General features: G+C 60.1%; 24 protein-coding genes and 1 tRNA gene. 19 read left to right on the top strand and 6 right to left on the bottom strand.

What is annotated here, in order from left to right; all coding sequences use genetic code 11:
* The first annotated feature begins 31 nt into the window (after positions 1-31).
* The 5 genes from Q0837_RS04645 (at position 32) to Q0837_RS04665 (ending at position 5,589) form a co-directional block, all read left to right on the top strand.
* Entirely contained in the window at positions 32-238 is a 207-nt protein-coding gene (locus tag Q0837_RS04645; protein WP_298465886.1) for a hypothetical protein, read from the top strand.
* Entirely contained in the window at positions 238-2,130 is a 1,893-nt protein-coding gene (locus Q0837_RS04650) for a hypothetical protein (protein ID WP_298465889.1), read from the top strand. The genes Q0837_RS04645 and Q0837_RS04650 overlap by 1 nt, the downstream gene beginning before the upstream one ends.
* A complete protein-coding gene (locus Q0837_RS04655; protein WP_298465892.1) occupies positions 2,130-3,029 on the top strand; it encodes a tyrosine recombinase in 900 nt (299 codons plus the stop codon). The genes Q0837_RS04650 and Q0837_RS04655 overlap by 1 nt, the downstream gene beginning before the upstream one ends.
* 9 nt (positions 3,030-3,038) lie before the next feature.
* Complete coding sequence (locus Q0837_RS04660; protein ID WP_298465895.1) at positions 3,039-3,983, top strand: acetyl-CoA carboxylase carboxyltransferase subunit alpha; 945 nt, start codon at positions 3,039-3,041, stop codon at positions 3,981-3,983.
* 130 nt (positions 3,984-4,113) lie between these two features.
* Positions 4,114-5,589, top strand: a complete 1,476-nt coding sequence (locus Q0837_RS04665; RefSeq protein ID WP_298465898.1) for a M48 family metalloprotease — start codon at positions 4,114-4,116, stop codon at positions 5,587-5,589.
* 78 nt (positions 5,590-5,667) lie between these two features.
* Here Q0837_RS04665 and Q0837_RS04670 read toward each other — a convergent pair whose 3' ends face one another.
* Both Q0837_RS04670 and Q0837_RS04675 read right to left on the bottom strand, forming a co-directional pair.
* The gene (locus Q0837_RS04670) at positions 5,668-5,832 is read right to left on the bottom strand and encodes a Flp family type IVb pilin (RefSeq protein WP_298465901.1); all 165 of its coding nucleotides are present in this window, start codon (positions 5,830-5,832) and stop codon (positions 5,668-5,670) included.
* A gap of 117 nt (positions 5,833-5,949) precedes the next feature.
* Positions 5,950-6,132, bottom strand: a complete 183-nt coding sequence (locus Q0837_RS04675; RefSeq protein WP_298465904.1) for a Flp family type IVb pilin — start codon at positions 6,130-6,132, stop codon at positions 5,950-5,952.
* Positions 6,133-6,191: 59 nt separating this feature from the next.
* On the opposite strand from Q0837_RS04675, the gene Q0837_RS04680 reads away from it, so the two are divergent.
* The 3 genes from Q0837_RS04680 to folE all read left to right on the top strand — a co-directional run bounded on the left by Q0837_RS04680 (position 6,192) and on the right by folE (position 7,897).
* A complete protein-coding gene (locus tag Q0837_RS04680) occupies positions 6,192-6,656 on the top strand; it encodes a (deoxy)nucleoside triphosphate pyrophosphohydrolase (RefSeq protein WP_298465906.1) in 465 nt (154 codons plus the stop codon).
* A 56-nt stretch (positions 6,657-6,712) separates the two neighbouring features.
* Positions 6,713-6,789, top strand: a tRNA-Arg gene (locus tag Q0837_RS04685).
* Positions 6,790-7,282: 493 nt separating this feature from the next.
* Positions 7,283-7,897 carry a GTP cyclohydrolase I FolE gene (gene folE, locus Q0837_RS04690; protein ID WP_298469778.1) on the top strand — a complete coding sequence of 205 codons (615 nt, stop codon included), beginning with the start codon at positions 7,283-7,285 and terminating at the stop codon, positions 7,895-7,897.
* 81 nt (positions 7,898-7,978) lie between these two features.
* Here the strand turns inward: folE and Q0837_RS04695 are convergent, their stop codons facing one another.
* A complete protein-coding gene (locus Q0837_RS04695) occupies positions 7,979-8,458 on the bottom strand; it encodes a peroxiredoxin (protein WP_298465909.1) in 480 nt (159 codons plus the stop codon).
* A gap of 218 nt (positions 8,459-8,676) precedes the next feature.
* On the opposite strand from Q0837_RS04695, the gene Q0837_RS04700 reads away from it, so the two are divergent.
* The 9 genes from Q0837_RS04700 (at position 8,677) to trxA (ending at position 22,286) form a co-directional block, all read left to right on the top strand.
* A complete protein-coding gene (locus Q0837_RS04700; protein WP_298465912.1) occupies positions 8,677-9,228 on the top strand; it encodes an S-adenosyl-L-homocysteine hydrolase in 552 nt (183 codons plus the stop codon).
* A 159-nt stretch (positions 9,229-9,387) separates the two neighbouring features.
* The gene (gene ahcY / locus Q0837_RS04705; RefSeq protein ID WP_298465915.1) at positions 9,388-10,806 is read left to right on the top strand and encodes an adenosylhomocysteinase; all 1,419 of its coding nucleotides are present in this window, start codon (positions 9,388-9,390) and stop codon (positions 10,804-10,806) included.
* 103 nt (positions 10,807-10,909) lie between these two features.
* Positions 10,910-13,261 carry a PAS domain-containing sensor histidine kinase gene (locus tag Q0837_RS04710; RefSeq protein WP_298465918.1) on the top strand — a complete coding sequence of 784 codons (2,352 nt, stop codon included), beginning with the start codon at positions 10,910-10,912 and terminating at the stop codon, positions 13,259-13,261.
* Positions 13,258-13,704 carry a tRNA (adenosine(37)-N6)-threonylcarbamoyltransferase complex ATPase subunit type 1 TsaE gene (tsaE, locus tag Q0837_RS04715; RefSeq protein ID WP_298465921.1) on the top strand — a complete coding sequence of 149 codons (447 nt, stop codon included), beginning with the start codon at positions 13,258-13,260 and terminating at the stop codon, positions 13,702-13,704. Before Q0837_RS04710 ends, tsaE begins: the two co-directional genes overlap by 4 nt.
* Entirely contained in the window at positions 13,701-14,690 is a 990-nt protein-coding gene (locus tag Q0837_RS04720; protein WP_298465924.1) for a phosphotransferase, read from the top strand. The genes tsaE and Q0837_RS04720 overlap by 4 nt, the downstream gene beginning before the upstream one ends.
* Positions 14,687-15,403 (top strand): nucleotidyltransferase family protein, encoded by a 717-nt coding sequence (locus tag Q0837_RS04725; protein ID WP_298465927.1) that lies wholly within the window; start codon positions 14,687-14,689, stop codon positions 15,401-15,403. Before Q0837_RS04720 ends, Q0837_RS04725 begins: the two co-directional genes overlap by 4 nt.
* Positions 15,396-18,425 (top strand): double-strand break repair protein AddB, encoded by a 3,030-nt coding sequence (gene addB, locus Q0837_RS04730; protein WP_298465929.1) that lies wholly within the window; start codon positions 15,396-15,398, stop codon positions 18,423-18,425. The genes Q0837_RS04725 and addB overlap by 8 nt, the downstream gene beginning before the upstream one ends.
* Positions 18,422-21,916, top strand: coding sequence for a double-strand break repair helicase AddA (addA, locus tag Q0837_RS04735; protein ID WP_298465932.1), 3,495 nt, complete (start codon positions 18,422-18,424; stop codon positions 21,914-21,916). The genes addB and addA overlap by 4 nt, the downstream gene beginning before the upstream one ends.
* A 49-nt stretch (positions 21,917-21,965) precedes the next feature.
* Positions 21,966-22,286: a thioredoxin gene (trxA, locus tag Q0837_RS04740; RefSeq protein WP_298465935.1), complete on the top strand. Its 321-nt coding sequence runs from the start codon at positions 21,966-21,968 to the stop codon at positions 22,284-22,286.
* A gap of 77 nt (positions 22,287-22,363) precedes the next feature.
* Here trxA and Q0837_RS04745 read toward each other — a convergent pair whose 3' ends face one another.
* The 3 genes from Q0837_RS04745 to argJ are packed head-to-tail and all read right to left on the bottom strand — an operon-like array spanning position 22,364 to position 24,796.
* Positions 22,364-23,158 carry an inositol monophosphatase gene (locus Q0837_RS04745; RefSeq protein WP_298465938.1) on the bottom strand — a complete coding sequence of 265 codons (795 nt, stop codon included), beginning with the start codon at positions 23,156-23,158 and terminating at the stop codon, positions 22,364-22,366.
* On the bottom strand, positions 23,155-23,589 hold the full coding sequence (locus Q0837_RS04750; protein WP_298465941.1) for a GFA family protein: 435 nt from the start codon (positions 23,587-23,589) through the stop codon (positions 23,155-23,157). The genes Q0837_RS04745 and Q0837_RS04750 overlap by 4 nt, the downstream gene beginning before the upstream one ends.
* A complete protein-coding gene (gene argJ, locus Q0837_RS04755) occupies positions 23,570-24,796 on the bottom strand; it encodes a bifunctional glutamate N-acetyltransferase/amino-acid acetyltransferase ArgJ (protein WP_298465944.1) in 1,227 nt (408 codons plus the stop codon). The genes Q0837_RS04750 and argJ overlap by 20 nt, the downstream gene beginning before the upstream one ends.
* Before the next feature lie 87 nt (positions 24,797-24,883).
* On the opposite strand from argJ, the gene Q0837_RS04760 reads away from it, so the two are divergent.
* A complete protein-coding gene (locus Q0837_RS04760) occupies positions 24,884-25,636 on the top strand; it encodes a TonB family protein (protein WP_298465948.1) in 753 nt (250 codons plus the stop codon).
* Positions 25,637-25,718: 82 nt separating this feature from the next.
* Positions 25,719-25,991 carry a hypothetical protein gene (locus Q0837_RS04765; RefSeq protein WP_298465951.1) on the top strand — a complete coding sequence of 91 codons (273 nt, stop codon included), beginning with the start codon at positions 25,719-25,721 and terminating at the stop codon, positions 25,989-25,991.
* Positions 25,992-26,073: the final 82 nt, after the last annotated feature.

The raw sequence follows: 26,073 nt of genomic DNA on the forward strand, positions 1-26,073 counted from the left end.
TGGCCTATAGATGGGGTAGAGCGCGCGCAATATGTCTGAACTGCGTCGCTTCTCTCGTCCACTGGCGAATTCGGCCCCGTTGCAAACCGCGCCTTCGCGCTTTGCTGGCCTGCGTCAAAGGCTACCCTATTATGTCGCGGCTGTGGTTCTCGCGTTACTGGCATTGGCATGGATTGATGGCGGGGAAGAGCCAATCCGGCCGATCGTTCAACCGGTTGAAGCTACGGGGCAAAACTGATGCAGCGCTCGATGTGGATGGGAACGGTTGCCGCTGTCGGTTTGGTTGGTGCACTTGCGGGTGCGTTTTCCACCGGAGCACTGACGGCTCAAGACGCGCCGGAATCCATTCTTCCACCCGGATTTGACGATCCCGCTCCTGCACCGACGCCTGCACCTGCTCCGGCACCAACGTCTGCGCCGCCGCCAACGCCGGGGACGCCGGGACCGAGCGTTTCACCAGGCACAACGCTGCCGGGCACCGCGCCTATTCCGGGCGGGCTGCCGCCAGTGCCGCAGGTTTCTAGCGACGATCTTGCCCGATTGCCTTCGGTTGAAGAACTTGAGGCGATGACAGTCGACGAGCTCGACGATTTGCTCGGCCTCAAACCCCGCTTCGACATTCCGCCAGCCGCACGGCGCTCTTTGGCGCAAGTGGGCGTTTTGGCTCCGACCGAAGGAGGCTTGCCGACCGCTTCGCTTGCGAGGCAGCCTGCTGCATTGGTACGCGCGGCACTCACTGGAACAAAAGGTCCCGTTGTTTCGCGGTGGGGGCATATTTTGCTCCGCCGTGCTCTAGCGAGCCGATTGGCCGCTCCTGAGGGTATGAATCCGGTTGAGTTCGCCGCCCTTCGCGCGGGCGTTCTCAACAATATCGGTGAGTATTCGGTCGCGCGCAGCATCGCGCAGGACGTCGATACCGGGAATTGGAACGATGCGCTCACCAAAGAGGCGCTGACCGCATATATCGCTGCAGCGGATTTCGTCGGCGCGTGCCCGGCAGTTCGGCTGCAAGGTTCCGAGCGCGACGGTTCGCAATGGGTGATGATGCAGGCGATCTGCAATGCCTATGCAGGCGAAGGCGCGCTGGCCGGTTCACAGCTTAATCGAGCACTCAGCGACGAAATCGCGCCTGCCATCGATGTGCTTCTCGCGCAGCGTTACGCGGGTGCTGCCGGACGCGCGCGCAGAGCGGTCGAAATCGAGTGGGAAGGGGTGGAGGAGCTCAACCCTTGGCGGTTTGCACTGGCCAATGCAGTGGGCGAGCCAATCCCAGAAACGCTGCTTGAGGATTTACCAAGCTACTATGCACGCACTGCCGCAATTGGTGCGATGGTTCCGCTGGAACAGCGCGCGCTCTATGCCGATCGGGCCGCCAGCGAGGGCATTCTCTCTTCGCGGGCAATGGTCGACCTTTACAGCCAGATCTACGCCGACAGCTCGATCATGGGCGAGGTGTCGGGCCGCGCCGGAAGGTTGCGCAACGCCTATGTCGCACCGGATCCTGCGGCGCGCGTTGCTGCGATGCGAGGTCTTTGGGGAACGCAGGATGGCGACCTGGATCAGCCCGACTATGCAGCGAGCGTTTTGACTGCCTATGCCGCCGCGCGCGTGACGCCGAGTGCTGGCCTGTCGCGCTATGCCGATGGCTTGATCGCTTCCATGCTTTCCGCCGGACTGGACCGTGATGCGGCGACGTGGGCGAGTGTGGTCGAGGAAGGCAGTCTCGCTTGGGGGCTGATCGCGGCGGGCACCGGTGATGGCAGCAGTGTCACGGCGGACGGTGTCGACGCGTTCATTGGCAACGATGTCAGCGAGGAATATCGCAAGTCGGCATTTCTTGTCGCCGGATTGGTGGGGCTAGGGCGATTGGGGCAAAGTGACGCTGCTAGTCTGGCCAGTGATCTGGATATTGATCTCAATCGTCAGACCCGCTGGACACAGACGATTTCGCGCGCAGCCGATGTTGGGAACCCGACGCTGGTTGCGATGCTGGCAGGGCTGGGGATGCAGGGTGAGAGCTGGTCGCAAATGACTCCGCTGCACCTGTATCACATCACCTCTGCGCTACGCCGGGTGGGACTTGAAGCCGAGGCGCGGATGATCGCTGCGGAGGCGGTTGCGCGGGGCTGATGTCCGCCGCCACTCAAGCTTTTCTCGATATGCTCGCAGCAGAGCGGGGGGCGGCAGCAAACACGCTCGCGGCCTATCGGCGCGATTTGGAAGGCGCGGAGAAACTGGTTGGAGATCTCGCTAATGCATCGCGCGCTCAGATAGCAAAGCTGGCCGGAAATTGGGCAGAGCTCGCACCGTCGACCGTTGCGCGCAAAGCTTCTGCACTACGGCAATTCTTCGGCTTCGCGGTCGATGAAGGCTGGCGTGAGGACGATCCTTCAGGTGCGTTGCCCAAACCGCGCACGCGCAGACCGCTTCCCAAGGTGCTTAGCCACGCGCAGGTCGAAGCCTTGTTCGAGCGTGCCGAGATAGAAGCGGATAGCGGGAAACCAGCTTCAATCAGGCAACTCGCATTGCTCGAATTGCTCTACGGCTCAGGCCTGCGTGCGACCGAGCTTGTCGGCCTGCCAATAAGTGCGGTTCCGCGTGATGCGCCACTTCTGACGGTCATGGGCAAGGGCGGACAGGCGCGGATTGTGCCGGTCAGTGAACGGGCGCGGGAAGCGCTGGCACAGTGGCTTGCAGTGAGGCCAGGCGATCCACCCTCGAAGCATTTGTTTCCTTCGCGTGGAGGAAAGCACCTTTCGCGAGTGCGACTATTCCAACTGCTTAAAGAACTGGCCGCGCGTGCCGATCTTGATCCGACCGGGATAAGTCCGCACGTTCTGCGCCACGCATTCGCAACGCATCTGTTAGAGGGAGGGGCGGACCTACGCGTGCTCCAAACGCTGCTCGGTCACGCCGATATCGCTACCACCCAGATATATACCCATGTCGATGCCGCGCGGCTTGTCGCTCTGGTGAACGAAAAGCATCCGCTCGCTCGCCCCCTTGCTCCCCGGCGCGCATCGGACTAGCGCAGCGCCATGACCTCCTACCTCGAATTCGAGAAACCCGTTGCGCAGCTTGAAGAGCGGATCAAAGATCTGCGCGGTGTCGATGCCAACGATGACGTCGATGTGGCTAGCGAAATCGCGCGGCTCGAAACCAAGAGCGCTGAACTTCTGGCGAGCACCTATTCCTCGCTGACGCCGTGGCAGAAAACGCAAGTTGCCCGGCATCCATCGCGCCCACATTTCCGCGACTATGTTGAGCACGCATTTGAAGATTTCATGCCGCTTGGCGGCGATCGCTATTTTGGCGACGATCTCGCGATCATGGGCGGCTTTGCTCGCCTGAACGGTCGCCGGGTTATGCTGATTGGGCATGAAAAAGGCCATGATACCCAGACCCGGATCCAGCACAATTTCGGCATGGGTAAACCAGAGGGCTACCGAAAGGCGATCCGCCTGATGGAGCTGGCGGGGCGATTTGAACTCCCGGTTGTTACTCTGGTCGATACGTCTGGCGCTTTCCCGGGTATCGAGGCTGAAGAGCGCGGACAGGCTGAAGCGATTGCGCGCTCCACTGAAGCCTGTCTTGCACTGCCAGTGCCAATGGTTGCGGTCATCGTCGGTGAAGGCGGTTCGGGCGGGGCAGTTGCACTTGCCAGCGCTGAGCGCGTTTTGATGCTAGAACATGCGGTCTATTCGGTCATTTCGCCGGAAGGTTGCGCTTCGATTCTGTGGCGCACCTCTGACAAAGCGCCCGAAGCAGCACAGGCCATGAAGGTCACTGCGCAGCATCTGAAGCGCCTTAAAGTCATCGACCGGATCGTAAAGGAACCGGTCGGCGGCGCGCATCGCAACCCCACCATCACCGCGCAATCTTTAGGCAAAGCGCTTTCAGAAGAGTTGGATGCGCTGGCTGACTTGCCAAGCGAGACACTGATTCGCACTCGCGAAGAACGTTTCCTGCAACTCGGCGGTTAGCTGCATCCGCGCGATGCTGAGAGCGCCAAGGGGTTGCTCGTCATCGTTAATTTCCCGATACTCATGCCAGACCGAAGGGTCAGGTGCCGCGAAGGTGGAGCGTGGCAGAAACGAACCGGGAGAAAAAATAATGGGACTGGTACGCAACAAATTCTGGCTGGCGGGCGCGGCACCGCTGACCTTGGCACTGACGGGCTGCATGGGAGGGTCGATCCCCTCAGCCTCCACCCCGATCACCCAAACGGAAGCGCAGCAGGGCGCGCAATATCATCCGCAATTCCTCGCGGAGTTTGGCGGCGCGATGAGCGGACCGCAAGCGAACTACGTCGAACAAGTCGGCAAGAACATCGCGGTCCATTCGGGCCTTGGCAATGCGCGTGACAGCTTTACCGTCAGCCTGCTCAACAGCTCGGTCAACAACGCTTTCGCGATTCCGGGCGGCTATATTTACTCAACCCGCCAATTGGTTGGCCTGATGAACAACGAGGCTGAGCTTGCCGGTGTGCTGGGCCATGAAGTCGGTCATGTCGCTGCACGTCATTCCCAGCGCAGGCAGCAAGCGGCGCAGCGCAATTCCATTCTTGGGGGGCTTGGGGCAGTTCTTTCTGGTGTGCTGCTAGGAGACAGCCAGATCGGTAACACGGTCTCACGCGGCCTTTTGCAAGGATCACAGCTGCTTACCCTGCGTTTCTCACGTAAGCAGGAGCTTGAGGCCGATGATCTGGGGATCACTTATCTGACGCGTGCTGGCTATGATCCGAAGGCGATGAGCACGGTGCTTGCCAGCCTGGCTGCACAAAACAGCCTCGATGCCAGCTTGCAAGGACGTGGCAATGCAACCGTGCCTGAATGGGCTTCAACTCACCCAGATCCCGCCAGCCGGGTACAGACGGCGCTTTCAAAGACTCAAGGTCTCGCATCTGGAATGACGAATCGCGACACGTTCCTGACGCGGATCGATGGGATGCTTTATGGCGATGATCCGGAACAGGGTGTCATCGAAGGGAGCCAGTTCATCCATCCCGTCTTGCGGCTATCCTTCACTGCGCCGCAGGGGTTCTACATGGTCAACGGCACACGGGCTGTCAGTGTGAACGGACAGAGTGGCAAGGCGCAGCTGACATTGGCGCCTTACGCGGGCGACCTCGACAGCTATGTTCGCCAGCAATTTGCGGAACTGGGCGGTGAAAATAATCGACTAGCGCCGTCGAGCATTCAGCGCACCACTGTGAATGGCATCAGCGCAGCTTACGGATCGGCGCGCGTCAACAATGGCAACAGCCAAGTTGATGTTGTGGTGTTCGCTTATGAGTTTGCGAACGACCGAGCGTATCATTTCATCGCGATTACGCCTGCCGGAGGGGGAAACACCTTCTCGACAATGTTCCGCTCGATGCGGCGAATCAGTCAGTCGGAAGCCAGCAACGTTGTTCCCAAACGAATCGATGTGATCACTGTTCGGCGCGGCGATACAGTTAGCGGCCTAGCGCGGCGGATGGCGTTCAGCGACGCACAGGAGCAGCGTTTTCGAGTCCTCAATGGATTGGGTTCGAATGAGGGGCTGGTCGCGGGGCAAAAGGTAAAGATTGTCGTGCGAGGGCGCTAGGCTTTTCAAATCTAAGACGCACAAACAAAAAGCGGCGGGGAAACCCCGCCGCTTTCCGTTTTCGGTAAGTCTTTCGACTTAGCCAGCCATTTCGGTCGAAACTTCCGAGAAAGTCGCGCCCAGCTGGCTGCCGAGGCTCTGCATTGCAGTGATCGCAGCAACGGCGATCAGAGCAGCGATGAGGCCGTATTCGATGGCGGTTGCGCCCTGCTCGTCACGAGCCAGTTTGTTGAAGAATTTCATTTGTAGTCTCCTGGTTCAGTCTTCGGTACCCGTGCCCATTCTTGTAAATCGAACGGACGTTTGCAGAATTAGATGGTAGCTCTTGAAAAATTCCTAATTTGGAGCCTTTCCAAAACCTTAACCCATCGCGTTCTCAACTGCGTCCTTCACCGCGGTCCAGCCGGTGGAGTTTTCGCTTCCAACTGCTTGGAAGCCTCCAATTGCTGCGATCACGATCAACGACGCAATCAGTCCGTATTCAACTGCGGTGGCACCCGAATTGTCGTTTCCAATGTGCTTTAGGAATTTCGTCAAATTCATGGGAACACCCGTTTTCTACGCTCCTGATGAACACTCAAATCGGCTCAGGACGTTAAGAAATGGTTGATTGGGCGCACTCAAATGGAAAAAAATCCGACAATCAGCCGGGCCATACACTCGTAGTTGCGGGCGCTTTACGCCGTCAGGACGGGCGCTGGCTTATGCATTGCAGGCCTTTGGAAAAGCATCACGGCGGCCTATGGGAATTCCCTGGGGGTAAGGTAGAATCCGGCGAAGCTCCTGTAATTGCTTTGATTCGTGAGCTGCGCGAAGAGCTAGGGGTCGAAATCGACCCTAATCACATTTGCCCGATCGCCTTTTCTGAAGAACGACAGGATCAGGAACGCCTGCCGATTGTAATCCTGCTTTACACTGTGGCCGATTGGGTTGGGACCCCGACAGCGCTTGAAGGTGGACGAATCGATTGGTTTACGCCGGAAGACATCGAAGGATTGGACAAACCGCCGCTCGATCATGACTTGGTCAGGCAGATATTTGGCGATCAGCCGGTGGATAGGGCCTAGGGCCAAATCAGAGGTTGCCAAGCGAGGCGCCGAGTCCTAAATGACCGTCCTCACGCGCGCCAGTAGCTCAGCTGGATAGAGTACCTGACTACGAATCAGGCGGCCGGAGGTTCGAATCCTTCCTGGCGCGCCAAAAAAGCCCATCTCGTTAGAGGTGGGCTTTTTTGGTTCTGTCATGGGAAGGAGGCTGACTTCGAACGCGGAGCGCCGCAGGCGGGCAGAGGGCCAGAGCCGCGAAGCGGCGGCGGGCGATCCTGACTAACGCCTCAAATCCTGCACACTATTCTCATGCGCTCGACCAAGACCAATGCTCGCTAAGCGGGTTCACTTCATAAAGCCCAGTTGTGTTCCTGCGTTCCTCGATCCCGACGGAAGCCTGGTGTTCTGGCCGAGCGAAGTCGGCGGGCGCCCGGACGCCTTATGGTGAAATGCCTGAATTCATCCCTACGCTCGCAATATGGGACGGCCCTTAGCTGTCGCAATCGTCCACGCGGCTTCATGATGCATATTTTGCACGGAACTCATTGAAGCGTGAGGGATTTTTACACCGGGATCATGACAAATATGCGCGGCGCATTGCACCGGGCCTGACATCGAGTTGAAGAAAGTACGTAGCTATGAACTACATGAATGTGCATGATCACGACGAATTTGATCCGGAGAATCCCTTGAACAAGCCCGATGTGCCCGAAGATGTGCAGGACGCGATTCGCACATTGCTGAAATGGGCTGGTGACGATCCGACTCGCGAAGGACTGCTCGACACACCCAAACGGGTTGGCCGCGCGTGGTTGGAATACTGCAGCGGCAATCAGGAGGATCCTTCGATCCACCTCAGTCGGATTTTTGAGGAAGTCGGCGGCTACGACGAGATCGTCCTGCTGAAAGACATCCCGTTCCAGTCGCATTGCGAACACCACATGGCACCGATCACCGGCAAGGCGCACATTGCCTATCTGCCGGATCAAAAGGTGGTGGGTATTTCAAAGCTAGCGCGCGTGCTCCACGGCTTTGCTCATCGCCTGCAGGTCCAGGAGCGCCTGACCGCCGAGGTTGCTGAATGTATTTGGGACAATCTCGAACCGCGCGGTGTCGCGGTCGTGATTGAAGCCGAGCACGGCTGCATGACCGGCCGGGGTGTCAAGGTCCACGGCGTCGGCATGATGACCAGCCGGATGATGGGCTGTTTCCTGGAAGACCATCGCAGCCGCAAGGAAGTGATGAGCCTGATGGGGTATTGATCTCTTCCGGGTCTGGTTCGTTGAAAAGGAAAAGGGCGCCCGAAACGGGCGCCCTTTTCTTATTTCGGATATCGATCTGGCCTAAAGCTGACCGAGCATATGCTCCGCGCTCGATACCTTGAAGTCACCCGGCGCTTCGACGTTGAGTTGCTCGACCACGCCGTCGTTCACCACCATCGAGAATCGCTGGCCGCGCTTGCCCATGCCAAAGCCTGATCCGTCCATCGTCAGGCCAACGGCTTCAGCAAAGTCGCCATTGCCGTCCGCGAGCATGGTGATGTCATCGCTGCCAGCGGCCGAATTCCATGCGCCCATTACAAAAGCGTCGTTCACAGCGGTGCCGACGATCTCGTCGACCCCCTTGGCTTTCAGGTCTTCGGCCTTTTCTACGAAGCCTGGAAGGTGCTTGGCGGAGCAAGTCGGGGTGAACGCTCCGGGCACCGAAAACAGCGCGACCTTTTTGCCGGCGAAATACTCGCTCGATTGAACCTGCTGCGGCCCTTCTGCGGTGGCTTTCACCATGGTCACTTCGGGAAGTTTCTCACCCACTGAAATCGTCATCGCGTTCTCCTTTTTAGATACGCAGCACTCAGGATCTGCCCATGCAGGCGCGTGCCTTGAGGACGATATAGGGCCTCAATGCGACGCGGCAATGGCACAAAAAGCACGGGCGCGTGGTTAAGATCGCTTCACCGTCGTCGTTGAATAGGGAGTAAACACAGGCGGTGATCTTTCTCTTGCCGGTGGGGGCACTTTGACCAGGCAAGGAGACAGGGACCATGAAATTCGCGAAACCAATCGCAGCGGCATGCGCACTCGCCGCTGCACTTACTACGGGGGCTGCCAAGGCCGACGACACCACCAACAGCGCCTCCAACATTCGCAAACTCGATATCATGCTGATGGTGACGAGCCTACGCTGCCGGACTGGCGAGCATGACTTTCAGGCGGACTATCACCGTTTCGCCGCAAAACACCTCGGCAGCCTCAATGAAGCGAGCAGGCAGTTGCGGCGCTCGCTGGTCGCGCGTCACGGATCGAAGGGGAGTAAGCGAGCGCTCGATCGGATCGGGGTGAGTATGGCCAACACTTACGGTGATGGGCATCCATGGATGGGCTGCGCGGAATTGAAGCAGGTCGCGCGCGATCTGAGCGCTGCGCCTGACAGTTCACTGCTTTATGAAGCGGCGAAGCGTTTGCTAGCTCCCGCGCCGGATGCACCAGTTACCATCGCTGCCGCAGACACGAGACCGCAGGTGCCCCCGCGTGAGTCTCGCATTCCATATGATTGGCCAGGTCAAAGGTCCATGGTTGCCTCTCATGACGAGTGAAATTGCGGTGCCAGATTGTCGCATGGTTGGGTCAGCCTAAGCCAACATATAAAGATTGCTTTATATTCTATTTGCACCCGCGGGGTCGGGCCGCTATGGGCTGCGGCAATAACGGCGAGACCTCCTCTCGCTGGCCATTCCCATTCAGGAGACAACCTCGTGGCCACCGCAGCTCTGACGCACGAATATATCATCAAAGACATCTCGCTCGCCCAGTATGGCCGCGACGAGATCCATATCGCTGAAACCGAAATGCCCGGCCTCATGGCTCTGCGCGAAGAATATGGTGCATCGCAGCCGCTGAAGGGCGCGCGGATCACCGGCTCGCTGCACATGACGATCCAGACCGCTGTTCTGATCGAGACGCTCGTGGCGCTGGGTGCAGAAGTGCGTTGGGCTACCTGCAATATCTTCTCGACGCAGGATCACGCCGCAGCCGCTATCGCCGATCAGGGCATTCCGGTTTTCGCGATCAAGGGCGAAACGCTGGCAGATTACTGGAACTATGTTGGCCGTATTTTCGATTGGTCGACCGAAGAAAACCCTGATCTGACCTCCAACATCATCCTCGACGATGGCGGCGATGCGACCATGTTTGCGCTTTGGGGCGCGCGTCTTGAAGCTGGTGAGGAAATGCCTGCTCCGCAGAACGCCGAAGAGATCGAGATGCAAAAGGCGCTCAAGGCCTATGTCGCGGCGAAGCCCGGCTATCTCACCAAGACGGTCAAGAACATCAAGGGTGTGTCGGAAGAGACCACCACCGGCGTGATGCGCCTTTATCAGATCGCCAAGGCAGGCAAGCTGCCATTCCCGGCGATCAACGTGAATGACAGCGTGACCAAGTCGAAATTCGACAACCTTTATGGCTGTAAGGAATCGCTGGTCGACGCGATCCGCCGCGCCACCGACGTGATGCTGGCCGGTAAGGTCGCTTGTGTCGCTGGCTACGGCGATGTCGGTAAGGGTTCGGCTGCCTCGCTGCGTGATGGCGGTGCCCGCGTCATGGTCACGGAAATCGATCCGATCTGCGCTCTGCAGGCGGCCATGGACGGCTACGAAGTCGTCTCGATGGATGAAGCAGTGAAGCGTGCCGATATATTCGTGACCGCTACCGGTAATGAAGACGTGATCACCGGCGAGCACATGAAGAACATGAAGAACATGGCGATCGTCTCGAACATCGGCCACTTCGACAGCGAGATCCAGATTTCTGCGCTCGACAATTACGAGTGGAAGGAAATCAAGGACGGCACTGACATGGTGACGTTCCCGGATGGCAAATCGATCCTGGTGCTGGCCAAGGGTCGCCTTGTGAACCTCGGCTGCGCCACTGGCCACCCGAGCTTCGTGATGAGCGCGAGCTTCACCAACCAGACGCTGGCTCAGATCGAGCTGTTCACCAAGTCGGACGAGTACGAGAACGATGTCTACGTCCTGCCTAAGCACCTCGACGAAAAGGTCGCTGCGCTGCACCTCGAAAAGCTGGGAGTTGAACTCAGCAAGCTGAGCCAGAAGCAGGCCGACTATATCGGTGTTCCAGCGGAAGGCCCGTTCAAGCCGGATCACTATCGCTACTGATTGAGCTGCGGCTTATCGGACAAATGCAAAAGCCCTCGCTTCGGCGGGGGCTTTTTGTTTGTAGGCCGTTGCATCGCGCCCGCGCGCCGCATAGCTGGTACCCATGGAATTAACGCCCACTGCGCTGGCCTTGGTCGGTCTCCTGCTCGCCGCTTGGACGGTGGGTGCGGCGGTCGTGATGCTCCGCGCCAACGCCAAGGCACGGCGAATGAAGGCGCTCCAGACATCTTTGAAACGCATGCGGCACATGCTCGATGTCGCGCCGGCCATCCCGATGCTTGTGCGGGTCGATGGCAAGATCGAAGCGTCCGAGCGGCTGGCGCGCTGGCTTGGCTTCGAAACCATGCCGGAGTTTCTGAGTGAGCTTGATGGCGGTGACGACATTGGCCTGTCGAAAGCGCAGCTCGAAGACCTGTCGGAAAAGGTACGCTTGACCCAGAAGAGCGCCGCTCCGTTTGAGCTGGCGCTGACACCGCCTGGATCGGGTCGCAGTCTCGCGATGCAGGGCGCTCTTGCGGACCCAGCGGTTTCGCCCGGCGGCGCGGCGCTGGTCTGGGTGTTCGACTTTTCGGAAAGCGAAGATGAATTGTCCCGGCTGCGAACCGCTGCGATGCGGGCGGAAAGCGATTTTGCGGCACTGGTCGGACTGATCGAGGCCGCGCCCGTCCCGATGTGGTTTCGCGGACAGGATATGCAGTTGCGATTGGTAAATCAGGCCTATGTCGACGCTGTCGGTGCGAGCGGAGCCGACGAGGTAGTCCAGAATCAGATCGAGCTGCTTGAACCCGAAGATGGCAGTGCCCCCTCCGAAATCGCCCGCGCCAGTCTTGAAGCCCAAGAAAAGGCCGAACGCACTGTTGCAGCAACAATCCACGGCGCGCGGCGAAGCTTGCGGGTCAGCGACCTTCCCTTGGGCCGCGAAGGGGTGGCTGGCTATGCCATCGATATAGAGGAGCAGCAGCAGCAGGCCCGTGAATTCCGCGCCTATCGCGATGCCCAACGTGCGATGCTGGATCAGTTGTCTGTCGGGGTCGCACAGTTCGACAAGGACGAACAGCTGACCTTCGCCAATCGTCCGTTCCGCAGGACCTTTGAGGTATCGAACGAGACGATTGCAGAGCGCGTTCCGTTCGAACGCTTTCTCGCCGACGCACGCGAGAATGGGAAGACACCTGAGGTTCGTGACTTCCCCGAATGGCGGCGCGAGCACGTTGAATGGTTCGGGCAGCCGGACACGCAGGAAGAAGCGTGGCCGTTGCCGGGCGGAACGCATCTCCGCATCGTGGCACAGCCGATGCCCGATGGCGGTCTGGTGATGATCGCAGAAGATCGCACCGAGCAGCTTGCGCTCTCCGCGACACGCGACACGTTGCTGCGCACCCGTACCGCAACACTCGACAGCCTGTTCGAAGCGTTAGCGATCTTCGCGCCAGATGGTTCGGTGCAATTGTGGAACCGCAGTTTCGCCGGGACGTGGGGGCTGCCGCCGGAATTTCTCGATACCCATCCAAGCGCGGACGGCTTGCTCGAAGCGATCGGCAAGAACCTTAAAAAACCACGCGAGGCCTCTCAGATTGGTGCAACAGTCCGCGCTGCCACGCTTGATCGGCGCGAAAAAGTAGGACGGGTCGAACTCGCGGACGGACGCACGCTGGAATTTGCCGGGGTGCCGCTGCCCGATGGCAATGGCTTGCTGACCGTGCTCGACATTACAGATTCGCAAATGGCGGAGAAGGCGCTGCTCGACCGCGCCGCCGCGCTGGAAGAAGCCGACGGCGTCAAAGCGCGCTTCCTCGCCAATATGTCTTACGAATTCCGCACGCCTCTGACGACGATTGGCGGCTATGCCGAACTGCTCAAGAGCGGGGCCGCCGGCAATATCGGCGAGCAGGGAGACGAATATGTCGACGCGATCTTGTCATCGGTTGAGCGCCTGACCGAGCAGGTCGAGAACGTGCTCAACCTCTCGCAGAGCGAGGCGGGGCTACTACCGATTAACAAGGAAGAGATCGACCTTCTGTCCTTCCTGACCAAGCTGGTTCGCGAGCGTGAGCAAGCGATCATCGATGCGCGGCTCGGCCTCGATCTCAAAGGCAAACGCGGTCGGAAGGCTCAGGCTGATTCGAGGCAATTGAACCGCGCAGTGGGCGCGCTACTCGACAACGCAATTGCCGGGACGCCGGAAGACGGCAAAATCCTGATCGAGATATTGGCGCCCGAACAAACCGAGCATTGGGGGACGGCATTCGTCATTTCCGACAATGGGCGCGGCATGAGCGCCGAAGAGCTAGAGCGTGCGCTTGACGCGCAGCGCAAGGATGAGGACGGCTCGCTTGAGAAGCGCCAAGGACTGGGCATTCCGCTCGCGCGGCAATTGGTCGAGGCGCATGGCGGCAAGCTCGAACTGACCAGTCAGGAAGGCGTCGGCACTGCCGCGATTATCTATCTGCCGTGACCCGGATCGACTTGCCCGATCTTGAAGCCATGGATCGCTTTGGCGCGGCGATTGCCGAGAAACTCCGCGCAGGAGATGTTGTCGCGCTAACGGGCGGGCTGGGCGCTGGCAAAACGACATTGGCGCGGGCGATCATTGCGGCTCTGGGTTATGCGGGCGAGGTCCCATCGCCGACATTCACGATTATCGAGACATACGATGCGCCGCCGCTTTCTCTGCCCGTCGTCCATGCCGATTTTTATCGGTTGGAAGACCCTGCGGAGCTCCCGGAACTGGGCCTTGACGATTATCGGGACGGCGCGGTGCTGATCGCTGAGTGGCCCGATCATGCGGGCGGATTTGACCACGAGGCCGCTTGCCTCTCGATAACGCTCGAAACTGCGGATCAGGGGCGAGTTGCGATTGCGGAACCGGGCGCGGATTGGGTAGGGCGCGAACCATGAGCGAACTTCCCGATGGCCTGCATGAATTTCTCGCCGATTCCGGATGGAGCGATGCCGCGATTGACCCGATTCCGGGCGATGCCTCGTTCCGGCGATACTTCCGTTTGCACAGGCCGAATTGCGAAGGCGCGATGCTGATGCATGCACCTCCGCCAGAGGAAGATCCTAGACCGTTTCTCCATGTCGCCAAATGGCTCAGCGACCATGGGATGCGCGCGCCTGAAATCATCGCGGCGCGACCTGAGCAGGGTTGGGTCCTGCTGGAGGATTTCGGCAACGATCGGATGCGTGACTGGCTCGACCTTCATCCAGAAGGGGAGCAATCCGCATACGAAGGCGCGATCGACGCGCTTGTCGAGTTACACCGGCGACCTCCAGGTCCCTTCTCCAGTTACGATATGGCGACATATCAACGCGAAGCAGGGTTGCTCACTGAGTGGTATTGTCCAGCGCAGGGTCTGAACGTTGATGGCGATGGGTATGTCGCCTCGTGGGAAGCCGCGCTTGCGCCAATGCTGCCACGACAAGCGCGGGGCGTGACGGTTCTGCGCGACTATCATGCCGAAAACATCATGCTGCTTGGCGACCCAGCAACCCGTGCGCCGCAAGGGCTGATCGATTTTCAGGACGCTCTGGTGGGACACCCAGCCTACGATCTTGTTTCGCTGCTGCAGGATGCGCGCCGTGAAGTGCCCGAAGAACTCGAAGCGGCAATGCTCGCTCGCTATCTCGAACAAGCCGACGCGCATGATGATTTCGCCGCCGATTATGCGCGGCTCGGTGCGCAGCGTAACGCGAAGATCGTCGGCATTTTCACCCGCCTTTACAAGCGCGACGGCAAGCCTCGTTATCTCGACTATATCCCGCGGGTTTGGGCCGCGATGGAGCGCGATCTGAAACATCCAGCGCTTGGACCAGTCGCGGACTGGTTCACCGCTAACATTCCTGACGAACTGCGCCGCACTGGCGGAGGAACAATCACGTGAGCGATCTGGTCAGCGATACCGCGATGGTGATGGCTGCCGGGCTTGGTAAACGGATGCGTCCACTCACGGCCTCGCAGCCTAAGCCATTGGTGCGGGTCGCTGGCAAAGCGCTGGTGGATCATGCGTTAGATCGGCTTGCCGAAGCGGGCGTGGCGCGGGCGGTGGTCAACGTCCATTACCTCGCAGACGCGCTTGAAGCGCATGTGCTCGAACGCAAGCAGCCGAATATCGTGGTTTCGGACGAACGCGCGGAACTGCTCGAAACGGGCGGCGGGCTGATCAAGGCGCAGCCGCACCTGCCCGATCCGTTCTATTGCCTCAACGCCGACAACATTTGGCTCGATGGTCCGCGCAATGCCTTCGCAGACCTTTCCGCGCGCTGGAATGCGGATGAAATGGATGCGCTTCTGCTCGTCGTCCCGCATGTTCGCGCGGCGAACTTTGCGGGTCAGGGTGATTTCTACATGGACGCGCGCGGACTGCTGAGTCGCCGCAAGCCGGGGCGCATTGCGCCATTCATTTACACAGGCATCCAACTCGTCTCGCATCGCCTTCTGCGCGAAGCCCCAGAAGGAAAGTTTTCGACCAACATCCTCTGGAACCGGGCGATTGAGGAAGGCCGTCTCTACGGTCTGGCCTTTACCGGCCAATGGTTCGAAGTCGGGACCCCAGCGGCGATTGCGCCGACCGAAGACGCGCTGCAGCGTGGATAAGAATTCGGCGCCCAACATCTATTCCATCGCGGCGCATCGCGGTTTCGCCGATGCCTTGGTTGCCGGTTTGGTACCGCGCTACTCTGACGGTGACCTTGGGCTGGCGCGGCTGACGCTTTTGGTCCCAAGCAGCCGCGCTGCTCGGACGATTTCAGAGGCCTTCGTTCGCCATTCGGGCGACGCGGGCCTGCTGATGCCGCGTATGGTTACGGTCGGAGATCTCGATCTCGACGAGGCTTTGGGCGCGTTGCTCGATCCACTTGGAGCGGGGGATATTCCGCCCGCCGTCGAACCAACGCGGCGTTGGCTGGAACTGGCGGCGATCTTGGCCGAAGAAATGACAAGCGAAGGCAATCCAGCTCTGCCCGGTGCCGCACGCCTGCGGATGGCGCGCGACCTGGCGCGGACCATGGACAGGCTGTTGGTCGAGGAGAAATCGCCTACCGACTTATTGGACGACACGGTCCTTGATCTCGAACCAAGTCTTGCTGGTCATTGGCAGGACTCGATCAGACTGTTCTCCCGCATTCTGGTGCGTTGGAGCTTCTGGTTGGAGGAACGCGGTCAGGTTGACGCGGCCACCCGGCGCAACATGCTGTTCGATCGCGCGGCGAAAGAGTGGCGCGGCATTCCTCCCACCGATTCAATCGTCGCTGCTGGTGTGACCAGCGCGGCTCCCGCGCTTGCACGGATGCTGCGTGCAATTGCCAACCTGCCCAATGGTGCGGTGATCCTGCCTGATCTCGATCTGGCTATGGACAATGCCGCTTGGGACGAGCTGGGCAGGGCGGGCCTGGCTCCCGAACCGGGTGAAACCGGCTTTGCTCAAGGCGATGTGCAGACGCACCCGCAGTACCACCTGAAGTTGCTGCTCAACCGCATGGGGATTGCGCGGCAGGAAGTGCGCGCCTGGCATCGCAAGGGCATGACCGCTGCCGAGCCTGAGCGTACCCATGCAATCAGCTCGCTGTTTTTGCCGCCCGAAGCCAGCAAGAACTGGATCACGCTTGGCGCGGACAAGCGACGCCTGAGCGGGGTTCGGTTGCTGACCAGCGCCACAAGCGAAGAGGAGGCGCAAGCGATAGCCCTGCTCGTCCGCGAGGCTCTTGAAGTGCCGGAAAAGCGTGTCGCGGTCGTCGCTGCCGACCGCTCGCTGGCACGCCGCGTGGTCCAGCATCTTGAGCGGTGGAACATTGCGGCTGACGATTCTGCTGGCCGAACTTTGTCGCTGACTACTGCTGGTCGGTTGTTGGCGCTTCTTGCTGACCTAGCCTCAAACGGTCTCACACCTGCGGCGTTGATCGGCACTCTGGCGCACCCCTTGGTGCAATCGGAAGATCGCGAGGCTCGACGGAGGTGGCTGGCATCGTTGCGCATGTTCGAACGCGAGTTGCGCGGACCATCGCCTGCGCCCGGGATTGATCCGCTGCGCGCTGTGGCCGAGCTAGCCGGTGTCACGGAATGGTGGGAGACGGTCGAAGCCGTTCTTATGCCCCTCCTCGAAGAGGCACCGGAACTCGCGTTCGCGGACGCAATTGATCGGCTTGCAGAGGCAGCGGAAGCCCTCGCCGGAGACGCCGTGTGGGCGCGCGAGGATGGACGCGCTCTGTCAGGCTTGATCGAAGATTTGCGGCTGCATGCGCGCGATGTGGGCACTATGCTGGCCCCGCGCGATCTTGCAGGCGTGATGCGCGATGCGATGGACGAGGTTTCGGTGCGGCCACCCTATGGCGGGCACCCGCGCGTTGCAATCTATGGCCTGCTTGAATCTCGGATGGCGCGAGCAGATCTGGTGATCTGCGGCGGGCTAAATGAAGGTACCTGGCCGCAAGCTCCCGGTCCCGATCCGTTGCTCGCACCCGGCATTTTGCGCGCGCTAGGTGTGCCCGGAGCCGAGTTTCGGATCGGTCTTTCGGCGCATGATTTGGCCGGTGCGATGGGCGCACCTGAAGTGGTGCTCAGCAGAGCACAGCGCGACACTGACGGCCCGACCATTCCGTCGCGCTTTCTGCTTCGGGTCGAGGCCTTGCTCGGCGAACTAGCGAAGGATCATCGGGAGGAGACCATTCCAGCGATCCTGCCGCAAATCGACCGTGCACCGCCTCCAGCGCCGGCCTATCCGCGACCTGAGCCGCGTCCATCTGCCGAACAACGAAATGTCAATATCAGCGCCACCGCGCTCGACCGATTGCTGGGCGATCCGTACCAATTCTATGCGCGTGAGATACTTGGGCTCAAGACACTCGACCCGCTCGCAGCCGATCCGTTCAACGATCCGGCGCTGCGCGGCATTCTTGTGCACGATATCCTCGATAGCTGGCACCGCGCGCGAGCGGACCAACCTGACCTTGCGCTTGTACCCTTTGCCGAGACAGTTTTGCGCGAGAAGCAGGTGCACCCGTTGTTCTGGGGTCTGTGGCGACCCCGGATTGTTGCTGCGCTTGAGCGGTTCGAGCAGTGGATCGCGGAGGACAAGGCGGCGGGCCGTGAAGTAATCGCAACTGAGATCAAAGGCGCGATGAAGTTCAATGGGGTCAGGGTTTTCGGCATCGCCGACCGGATCGACCGACTGCCGGACGGAACGCTGGCAATCGTCGACTACAAGACGGGCGGCCCGCCCAGCGCTTCGCAAGTGGAGGCTGGATATGCACTGCAACTCGGCCTGCTTGGTTTGGTCGCCCGCGATGGCAGTTTTGAATACGATGGAAATCTCATTTCTGGCGAAACCGCGCAGTTCGAATATTGGTCGCTCGCGCGGGCCAAGGCAGATGGTGAATTCGGATATCGTGACGTACCCATGAAGGTAGGCAGCAAGAAATCCGGACTCACGCCTGAGGAATTCCTGCCCGCGCATGAAGACCGGCTCGCCGAGGCTATTGAGAAGTACATTGCAGGCACCGACCCCTTCCGTGCCAAGGAAAATCCGGACTATCCCGGGTTCACTGATTACGACCAATTGATGCGACTTGATGAGTGGATCACGCAGGCCACCGTCGTGTCCGCATCGGAGGAGCAGACGTGAGCGGCGCAGTCTTTCCTCTGATTGAAAACCAGCTGAGCGCGGTTGAGCCAAACGACAATGTCTGGCTTTCGGCTTCAGCGGGGACGGGCAAGACGCAAGTGCTTTCGGCGCGAGTGCTGAGGCTTTTACTGCGAAAGGATGTGTCGCCTTCGCAGATATTGTGCCTGACCTTCACCAAAGCGGGCACGGCGGAAATGGCCAACCGCATCAATGCGGTGCTGGCGCGCTGGGTGCGGTTGGAGCCGGGGCGACTGGGCAAGGAGCTTGGCGATCTCGGCGCGGATATCGATCCCGAGACACAGGCGCGGGCGCGGACGCTTTTCGCCAGCGTGCTCGATTGCCCCGGGGGCGGGCTTCGGATCGACACGATCCACGCATTCGCGCAGTGGCTGCTCGCCAATTTTCCGAGCGAAGCCGACCTGCCGCCGGGCGCGCGGCCGATGGAGGATCGCGAGCGCGAATTGTTGGCGCGCGAAGTGCTCGCGGAGATGTTGAGCGAGGCGGAGCGCACAAACGACACTGTGATCCTCGACGCGGTAGCCTTGATCACCACCCGCAAGGATCCTGGTGCGCTGCGAAACTGGCTGATGCGCTGCGCCAGCCGAGCCGACATGTGGGAGGGCACTACTGCTTGGCAGTCGCCGATGCGGGCGCGGGTGCTGCGTCTGCTTGATATGCAAAGCGATGCCGATGAAGATTGGGCCGCTAGCGCTCTGCATCCTGATACGTTCCCCGATCAGCACTTGGCTGCGATGCTGCCGCTAATGCGCGAATGGGACACCAAAACGGGGCGCGAGACTGCTGATTTCATTCCGATCTGGCTTGGATGTGGTGCGGATCATCGCGCTGACCACGTCGGAGGCTTTTTCCAGACGATCCTCACCCAAAAGGGCACTCCGCGCAAAATGGCGAACCCGGCCAAGGTGGAGCCGCTCGTTCCCGAATGGCAGGAAGAAATCGCCGAGGCCATCGGGTTCTATGAAGAGCGCAAGGCGCTGCTCGCGCTAGCCGATTTGCTCACCCCAGCGCTCGAACTGGGACGCGCATTCTGGCTGCGGTGGGATGAGGCCAAGCGCCGCGAAGGTTTGCTCGATTTCGACGATCTGATCCGGAAGGCTGCGGAACTGCTGAAGGGCAGCCTGTCTGCCGACTGGATCCGCTACAAATTGGATCGCCGGTTCGATCATATCCTGATCGACGAAGCGCAGGATACCAATCAGGCGCAGTGGGATATTGTCGATGCGCTGATCGACGATTTCTTCAGCGGGGAGGGCGCGGCGGGCGACAAGCTGCGCACCATCTTCACGGTTGGCGACTACAAGCAGGCGATCTTTGGGTTCCAAGGGACCAGCCCGGAAAACTTCGCCAAGGCGCGCGACAAGGTCTTCAAGCGGATCAACGATGCGCGCGAGAATGCCGCTGGAATGCGAGAGCGCAGGCTGGTGCCAACGTGGCGTCCGCTCGATCTTGGCCAATCCTTCCGGACGTCGGATGTCGTTCTTCAGTTCGTGAACCGTGCCATTGAGATACTGGGCCATGAGGCATTCGGACTCGATCGCCCGCCCGAACCGCATGTCGGAGCAAAACGTCCCGGCCTCGTCACGCTATGGAATCCGGTCACGGCACCGCTTGCAGAAGAGGGTGACGAAGGCGAAGGAGCGCGCGATTGGCTGCCTCCGCATGAGACCGTACTGGCCGACACAATTGCCGAACAAGTCCGCCGATGGGTGAAGGGCGACGAGCCATTCGTGCTCGCCAAGGAGCAAATACCGCGTCAGGCCGAGGCAGGCGACATTATGGTGCTGGTGCGCAAGCGCGGGCAACTCGCGGCGGAAATTGTAGCGCAGTTGCATGCCAAAGGTGTTCCGGTGGCTGGTGTGGATCGTCTGCGATTGGGAGCGCCACTGGCCGTGAAAGACCTGATGGCGGCGCTCCGCTTTGCAGCGCAGCCGCTTGATGATTTGTCGCTCGCTAACCTGCTGGGATCGCCCTTGATAGGCTGGAGCCAGGACGATCTGCTCGAATATGTGCCGCGTGCGCGCGACTTGCGGCTTTGGCAGCACCTGCGACAGCACGATACGCCGTTCGTTCAGGAGACGGTTGAGCGTTTGAAGCCATTGTTGGCGCGCGCCGATTTTGAAACTCCGCAGGCACTGCTGGCATGGTTGCTCACGGGATCATGGGGAGGTCGCGCAAGATTAGTGGCGCGTCTCGGGCGCGAGGCCAATGATCCGATCGACGAGCTGGTCAACGCCGCCTTTGCCTACGAAAGCGCACACACGCCTAGCCTTGTCGGGTTTATCGAGTGGTTCGACGCTGGCGAGGGAGAGTTGAAACGCGACCCGGATGATGCAGGTGGGCAAGTGCGCGTGATGACAGTCCATGGTTCGAAAGGTCTGCAAGCTCCGATGGTGATCCTTGCCGATGCGACCGGGCGTCCAGGTGAAAGTGGTTCGCTGGAGCTGGAAGACGCACCGCTTGGCGATATCGTGGAACGAGCAGTTCCGCTTCCTCCCTTATCCAAGAGCGAGCGGGTCGGCCCCGTCGGTGACGCGGAAGAGAAGGCGAAGATTGCCGCGATGCAGGAGCATTGGCGTCTGCTCTACGTGGCCATGACAAGGGCGGAGGAAGCGTTGTTTGTCGGCGGTTCGCTCGGTAAACGTGACCTCAAGAACGGGCCACACGAGGACAGCTGGTATGCGCGGCTCAAACCTGTGTTCGAAGAGGGCGAGTTGTCGGACCCACTGTGGTCCGCGCGTCAGGAATGGGGCTACCGCGCGGAGCCGTTGGTTGGCGAAGACACCCAAGAGGAACGTGCGGAGCAACCGCATCTGCCCGCTTGGGCAGCCACACCGATTGGTCCCGAGCCGCGTCCCCCGCGCCCGTTGGCACCGAGTGCTGCTGGCGAAGATCAGGGCTCCGATCCGCCATTGGCACCTGATCAGGCGAAGCAGGCCGCGCGGCGCGGGGTGTTGATCCACCGCCTGCTTGAACGGCTGCCCGATCTCGACCCGGCTGAGCGTGAGGCCAAAGGAGCCGATTGGTTGGCGCGACAAGGCGCTGATCTCGGGGACGCCGTTCGCGCGGAGATGCTCAAGAGTGCACTGACTGTGTTGGGGAATCCGGAATTTGCCGACATCTTTTCGCCAGATGCGCTCGCCGAAGTGCCTCTTGCTGCCACCATCAACGGCGTGGTCGTATCTGGCACGGTCGATCGCCTGCTCGTTGGCGAAGACGCGATTACTGTCGTCGATTTCAAGACCACTCGCCGTCCACCCCACAGTGCCGAAAACATCCCAAGCGCCGCGCTCAAACAGATGGCAGCCTATGTCGCGGTACTCGAGAAAATCTATCCAGACCGTCCCGTTCGCGCGGCCTTGCTCTACACGCAAACACCTGTGTTGCTCGAGATTTCCCCCGAATCGATTGCGTTACAAAAGGATCGTTTGGGCGAGACGCAGGAAACCTATGCACCGCTGGATATTGAGTGAACAGCAAACTCCCCTAAGTTGAAATCAACACAGAATAGGAGAAGCCGATATGGCCACCGTCAACGTAACCGATGCAAGTTTCCAAGCCGATGTGCTCGAAAGCGATAAGCCTGTGCTGGTCGATTTTTGGGCAGATTGGTGCGGACCATGTAAGATGATCGCCCCAGCGCTCGAAGAAATCAGCGATGAGCTGGGTGAACAGGTGACGATCGCCAAGATGGACATCATGGAGAACACGGGCGTGCCCGCCGATATGGGCGTGCAATCAATCCCGTTGATGGTGCTGTTCAAAAACGGCGAACCGATCGCACGCAAAGTTGGCGCCGCTCCCAAGGGTCAACTCAAAGAATGGCTCGAAGGCGAGCTTTGATCTGAAGTGAGCTCCCGCGCAGGCTGGAATCTCTTTGCTGCATGCATATCCACGCCTTGGCGGGGAATCGGTCTGACTTAGCTCAAGGCCCGTCCGACAAATTCATCCCAGATTGCCGGGCTGGATGCTCCAACGAGACCCGGCTTGCCGTGCTCGTCGACGCGGTATTCGCTGCCGTCGAGCCTTGCTGCTTTGCCGCCTGCTTCATTGAGCCACAGCACCCCTGCGGCATGGTCCCACGCGAAAGTACGCTTGAAACTCGATACATCGTTTTCGCCTAGCGCGAGACGCGGATATTGTTCGGCGGCGCAGCGGGGAATGTCGACCATAGAATAATGCGGCGCAAGCTTGGCATCGACTTGCGCGCGTTGTTCTTCGGTCAGGAAGATGCGGCTTATGGCGGCAACGGGTTGCTCGCTGGTTGTGGTTCTCGCGGCGATCCTCTCACCATTTACGAATGCGCCTTCGCCCAGCTTGGTGTGACATAGCCGGTCCTTGTTCGGGTCGTAGAGCCACCCCGCGACAGCTTTGCCTGCATCGGCGAGCGCGACGATAATCCCGAATGGCTCCTTGCCTTCCGTGAAGTTGGCCGTGCCGTCGAGCGGGTCGATGATCCAGCATTGGCCGGACAGGTGATCGAGCACGCTTTCGTCTTCTGCGACGGCTTCCTCGCCAACTACAGCGACGCCCGGTGCGAGTTTGGTCAGCGCATCGGTCAGGAAGCTCTCGATCTCTCGATCGACGATGGTGACCGGGTCGTCCTCGCCCTTCATCTCGATTTCGTCATCGGCGAGCGCGCGAAAGCGGGGCAGCATCGATCGTTCAGCGGCAAAACGCAGCAGATCGTGGATCTCATCGTCGAGAGCGCTCATGGCATCAATTCTCCGTCGCGGCGATTTTGCGCATAGCGCGGTGATCCATCTGAATGACGCGCCCAGCTGATCTCACTCGAACAGAAGATGTGGAACTCGGGGGGCAACGCTTCAGGATCATCAAGTGTAGCGACCGTCACATCGATTTCAGCCGGCTGATGGTCAAGCTTGGTTGCGATCGGCGAACCGCAGCGGCCACAAAATAGGCGTTCGGCGAATTCGGTCAGGTGGACACCGCAGAGGTGCTCTTCTCCCAGATCGAGATGGAACCCGCTGCGTGGGAGGGTTGCGTAGGGAACGGCGGGCGCGCCGGATGACTTGCGGCAGTGTCTGCAGTGGCACCAGCTTGTTTCGGTCGGCTTTACGGTGAGCCGATAGCGGATCGCACCGCATGCACATCCGCCTTCCATCTCAGCTCCTGTAGTCAGCATTTATCGAAATGTATCCGTGAGTGAGATCGCAGGTCCACACCGAAGCCCGTCCTTCGCCGATACCCAGTTCGACCGCGAGGTCGATCTCTTGCCCTTTTAGATGCTCTGCGACCGGGGCCTCGTCATAGTCTTCGACCGGGAGCCCGTTACGCGCAGCCCAGATGCCTCCAAATGCGATCGAGAGTTTGTCGCGGTCGGCTGGCTCGCCTGCTTTGCCCACTGCCATCACAACTCGGCCCCAATTGGCATCCTCTCCGGCAATGGCGGTTTTGACGAGCGGCGAATTCGCAATTGCCAGGGCCACTCGGCGCGCGCTTTCATCATTGGCGGCGCCCGAGATCCGGACCGTGATGAACTTCGATGCTCCTTCTCCGTCCCGCACAACCAGTTGCGCGAGTTGGCGGCACAAATCGGTCAATGCCGCTGCGAAAGCATCGGCTCCCGGACTGTCCCAATTCTCGATTGGCGGGTGATCCGCTTTGGCTGTCGCGAATGCGAGGACCGTGTCGCTGGTCGAGGTGTCGCCATCGACTGTGATGCAGCTGAATGTCTCAGCATTGGCTTGCGTCAGAAGTTCTTGCAGAAAGGCTGGTGCGACATCCGCATCCGTAAAGATGTAGCCGAGCATGGTCGCCATATCTGGAGCGATCATACCGGAGCCTTTGATCACGCCGACCAATTCAAGGCGCGCATCTCCCACCATCGCTGACGTCTGCGCGCCTTTGGCGAAAGTGTCGGTGGTCACAATGGCGCTGGCGACGTCTTCCCATCGGCATGGCTCTGCTGTGAGGGCCGCTGCCACACCGTCACGCGCCTTGTCCTTGGGTAAGGGCACGCCAATCACACCGGTAGAAGAGACAAACACCTGCTCCGACGGGCAATCCAAGGCATCGCCAACTTGCGCCATGATCGCTTCGACAGCTTCGCGCCCGCGATAGCCCGTGAAGGCGTTGGCATTGCCGGCGTTTACGACAAGCGCGCGGGCGGAGCCTGATTTCACTTGCTCGCGGCCAAGCTCGACCTCGCTCGACGCACAGGCGCTTTGCGTGAAAACACCTGCGACAGCGGTGCCTTCCGCAACTTCGATCAACGTGAGATCGGCACGGTCCCAATCCTTGTACCGAGCGCGAGCAACGCGTAGCGTCACACCGTCGATTGGCGGCATCTCTGGGAAGGGCAGAGCGAGCGGGGATTTCTCAAGATCCATGATTGGCTGGCTCTACTGTGCAACGCACTCCCCCGCAATCGGGGGGCTGGTTCTTTTGCGTTAAGGTTGATCGGGTTAGGAGACGACATGAACAACAGAATTCTGCTCATCCCGGCCATTGGCCTGTTCGCGGCCACCACAGCATTGGCGCAAGATTCCTCCGAAGCCGCCGCCGGTGCCGCAGAAGCGGTTGAGCAAGCTGCTGCGGAGGCGGCGGAGGCCGCGGCGGATGCCCGGCCGGTTGCTCCTACTCCTCCTGTTTTGAGAATCCCTCCGCCAGCACCGGCACCACCCGGCAATTATGCGAGCCCGGCGAGACCGGTCGACTGGCAGGCGATCTCCCCGCAGCAGGCGGACTATCCCAACTCATCTTGGGCGGCTGGTGAAGAGGATATTGTCAGGTATTCGGTCGAAATAGATGCTGAGGGCAATGCATCCAACTGCGAGGTGATCGAAAGCTCAGGATTCGGCGCACTCGATGCCAAGACCTGCGAAATTGTTCTTGCACGCGGAAAGTTCGAGCCTGCCCTTGATGAAGACGGCGTACCGATCGCTGGCATTTTCACAGAATCGCACAATTGGCGCAAACGTGAACCGGAATTTCCCGGCTCCATCACAGTGCGCGTGCGGTTCACAATCGACGAAACCGGCGAGACGACCGAATGCGAAGTCCTTGAGACGAGCGGCGTGATGTCTGAGAGTATGAAGCGTAGCTTCGAGCGAGAGCCTTGCCCTGGAACTGGGCGAAATCGCGGCCCCTATCGCGATGAGAACGGCGTCCCGGTTGCCAAACAGGTCACCGTGGCATTCGTGATCAATGTTGAAGACGCACCGGAGTAATTGTTGCCGGAGTGCCTCAACGCACAGGTAAACCGGGTTTGATTGTGGACGAGTCGCCTCAAAAAGCCTATCTAGTGAGCTCATGACGCGCCAATTGATCGCCTTTTTGGCCCTGCTTTCAGGCTTAGCCGCTCTCAGCGGCCCTGCGCACGCGTCAGTAATCAGCTCGGTCTCTTGCGATGTCGGCGTTTCTGCCGAAGCGAATGAAACCAAGGCCGGCACGCCTGCCGGAATTCGTGAAGCCGCGAAAAAGCGCCCGGTCCGCTGCCGCACAGTCAAGACGCCGAAGCGCATCCGACTGCCTGAGAGCCTGCGTGTACCTGTCGCGATGGGGATTGAGCGCGCCTACGAGTAGGCCCCTCTAAAGAATTCCTTTCGTAACGCGCGCCTATGGCGGCGCGAAAACCCCTACAGAGTTTCGGCCCGCAAAGGGCCTC

Origin of the sequence: uncultured Erythrobacter sp. (assembly GCF_947499705.1) — a bacterium.
GTDB lineage: Bacteria > Pseudomonadota > Alphaproteobacteria > Sphingomonadales > Sphingomonadaceae > Erythrobacter.

Excerpts from the sequence above, each read along its gene's own strand:
- Q0837_RS04760 (WP_298465948.1), top strand. The coding sequence starts at position 24,884 with ATGAACAACAGAATTCTGCTCATCCCGGCCATTGGCCTGTTCGCGGCC.
- Q0837_RS04680 (WP_298465906.1), top strand. The coding sequence starts at position 6,192 with ATGGTTGATTGGGCGCACTCAAATGGAAAAAAATCCGACAATCAGCCG.
- Q0837_RS04675 (WP_298465904.1), bottom strand. The coding sequence starts at position 6,132 with ATGAATTTGACGAAATTCCTAAAGCACATTGGAAACGACAATTCGGGT.
- Q0837_RS04655 (WP_298465892.1), top strand. The coding sequence starts at position 2,130 with ATGTCCGCCGCCACTCAAGCTTTTCTCGATATGCTCGCAGCAGAGCGG.
- Q0837_RS04750 (WP_298465941.1), bottom strand. The coding sequence starts at position 23,589 with ATGCTGACTACAGGAGCTGAGATGGAAGGCGGATGTGCATGCGGTGCG.
- Q0837_RS04745 (WP_298465938.1), bottom strand. The coding sequence starts at position 23,158 with ATGAGCGCTCTCGACGATGAGATCCACGATCTGCTGCGTTTTGCCGCT.
- folE (WP_298469778.1), top strand. The coding sequence starts at position 7,283 with ATGAATGTGCATGATCACGACGAATTTGATCCGGAGAATCCCTTGAAC.
- Q0837_RS04720 (WP_298465924.1), top strand. The coding sequence starts at position 13,701 with ATGAGCGAACTTCCCGATGGCCTGCATGAATTTCTCGCCGATTCCGGA.
- Q0837_RS04645 (WP_298465886.1), top strand. The coding sequence starts at position 32 with ATGTCTGAACTGCGTCGCTTCTCTCGTCCACTGGCGAATTCGGCCCCG.
- Q0837_RS04700 (WP_298465912.1), top strand. The coding sequence starts at position 8,677 with ATGAAATTCGCGAAACCAATCGCAGCGGCATGCGCACTCGCCGCTGCA.
- Q0837_RS04695 (WP_298465909.1), bottom strand. The coding sequence starts at position 8,458 with ATGACGATTTCAGTGGGTGAGAAACTTCCCGAAGTGACCATGGTGAAA.
- Q0837_RS04670 (WP_298465901.1), bottom strand. The coding sequence starts at position 5,832 with ATGAAATTCTTCAACAAACTGGCTCGTGACGAGCAGGGCGCAACCGCC.
- Q0837_RS04650 (WP_298465889.1), top strand. The coding sequence starts at position 238 with ATGCAGCGCTCGATGTGGATGGGAACGGTTGCCGCTGTCGGTTTGGTT.
- trxA (WP_298465935.1), top strand. The coding sequence starts at position 21,966 with ATGGCCACCGTCAACGTAACCGATGCAAGTTTCCAAGCCGATGTGCTC.
- argJ (WP_298465944.1), bottom strand. The coding sequence starts at position 24,796 with ATGGATCTTGAGAAATCCCCGCTCGCTCTGCCCTTCCCAGAGATGCCG.
- Q0837_RS04665 (WP_298465898.1), top strand. The coding sequence starts at position 4,114 with ATGGGACTGGTACGCAACAAATTCTGGCTGGCGGGCGCGGCACCGCTG.
- Q0837_RS04660 (WP_298465895.1), top strand. The coding sequence starts at position 3,039 with ATGACCTCCTACCTCGAATTCGAGAAACCCGTTGCGCAGCTTGAAGAG.
- Q0837_RS04765 (WP_298465951.1), top strand. The coding sequence starts at position 25,719 with ATGACGCGCCAATTGATCGCCTTTTTGGCCCTGCTTTCAGGCTTAGCC.
- Q0837_RS04710 (WP_298465918.1), top strand. The coding sequence starts at position 10,910 with ATGGAATTAACGCCCACTGCGCTGGCCTTGGTCGGTCTCCTGCTCGCC.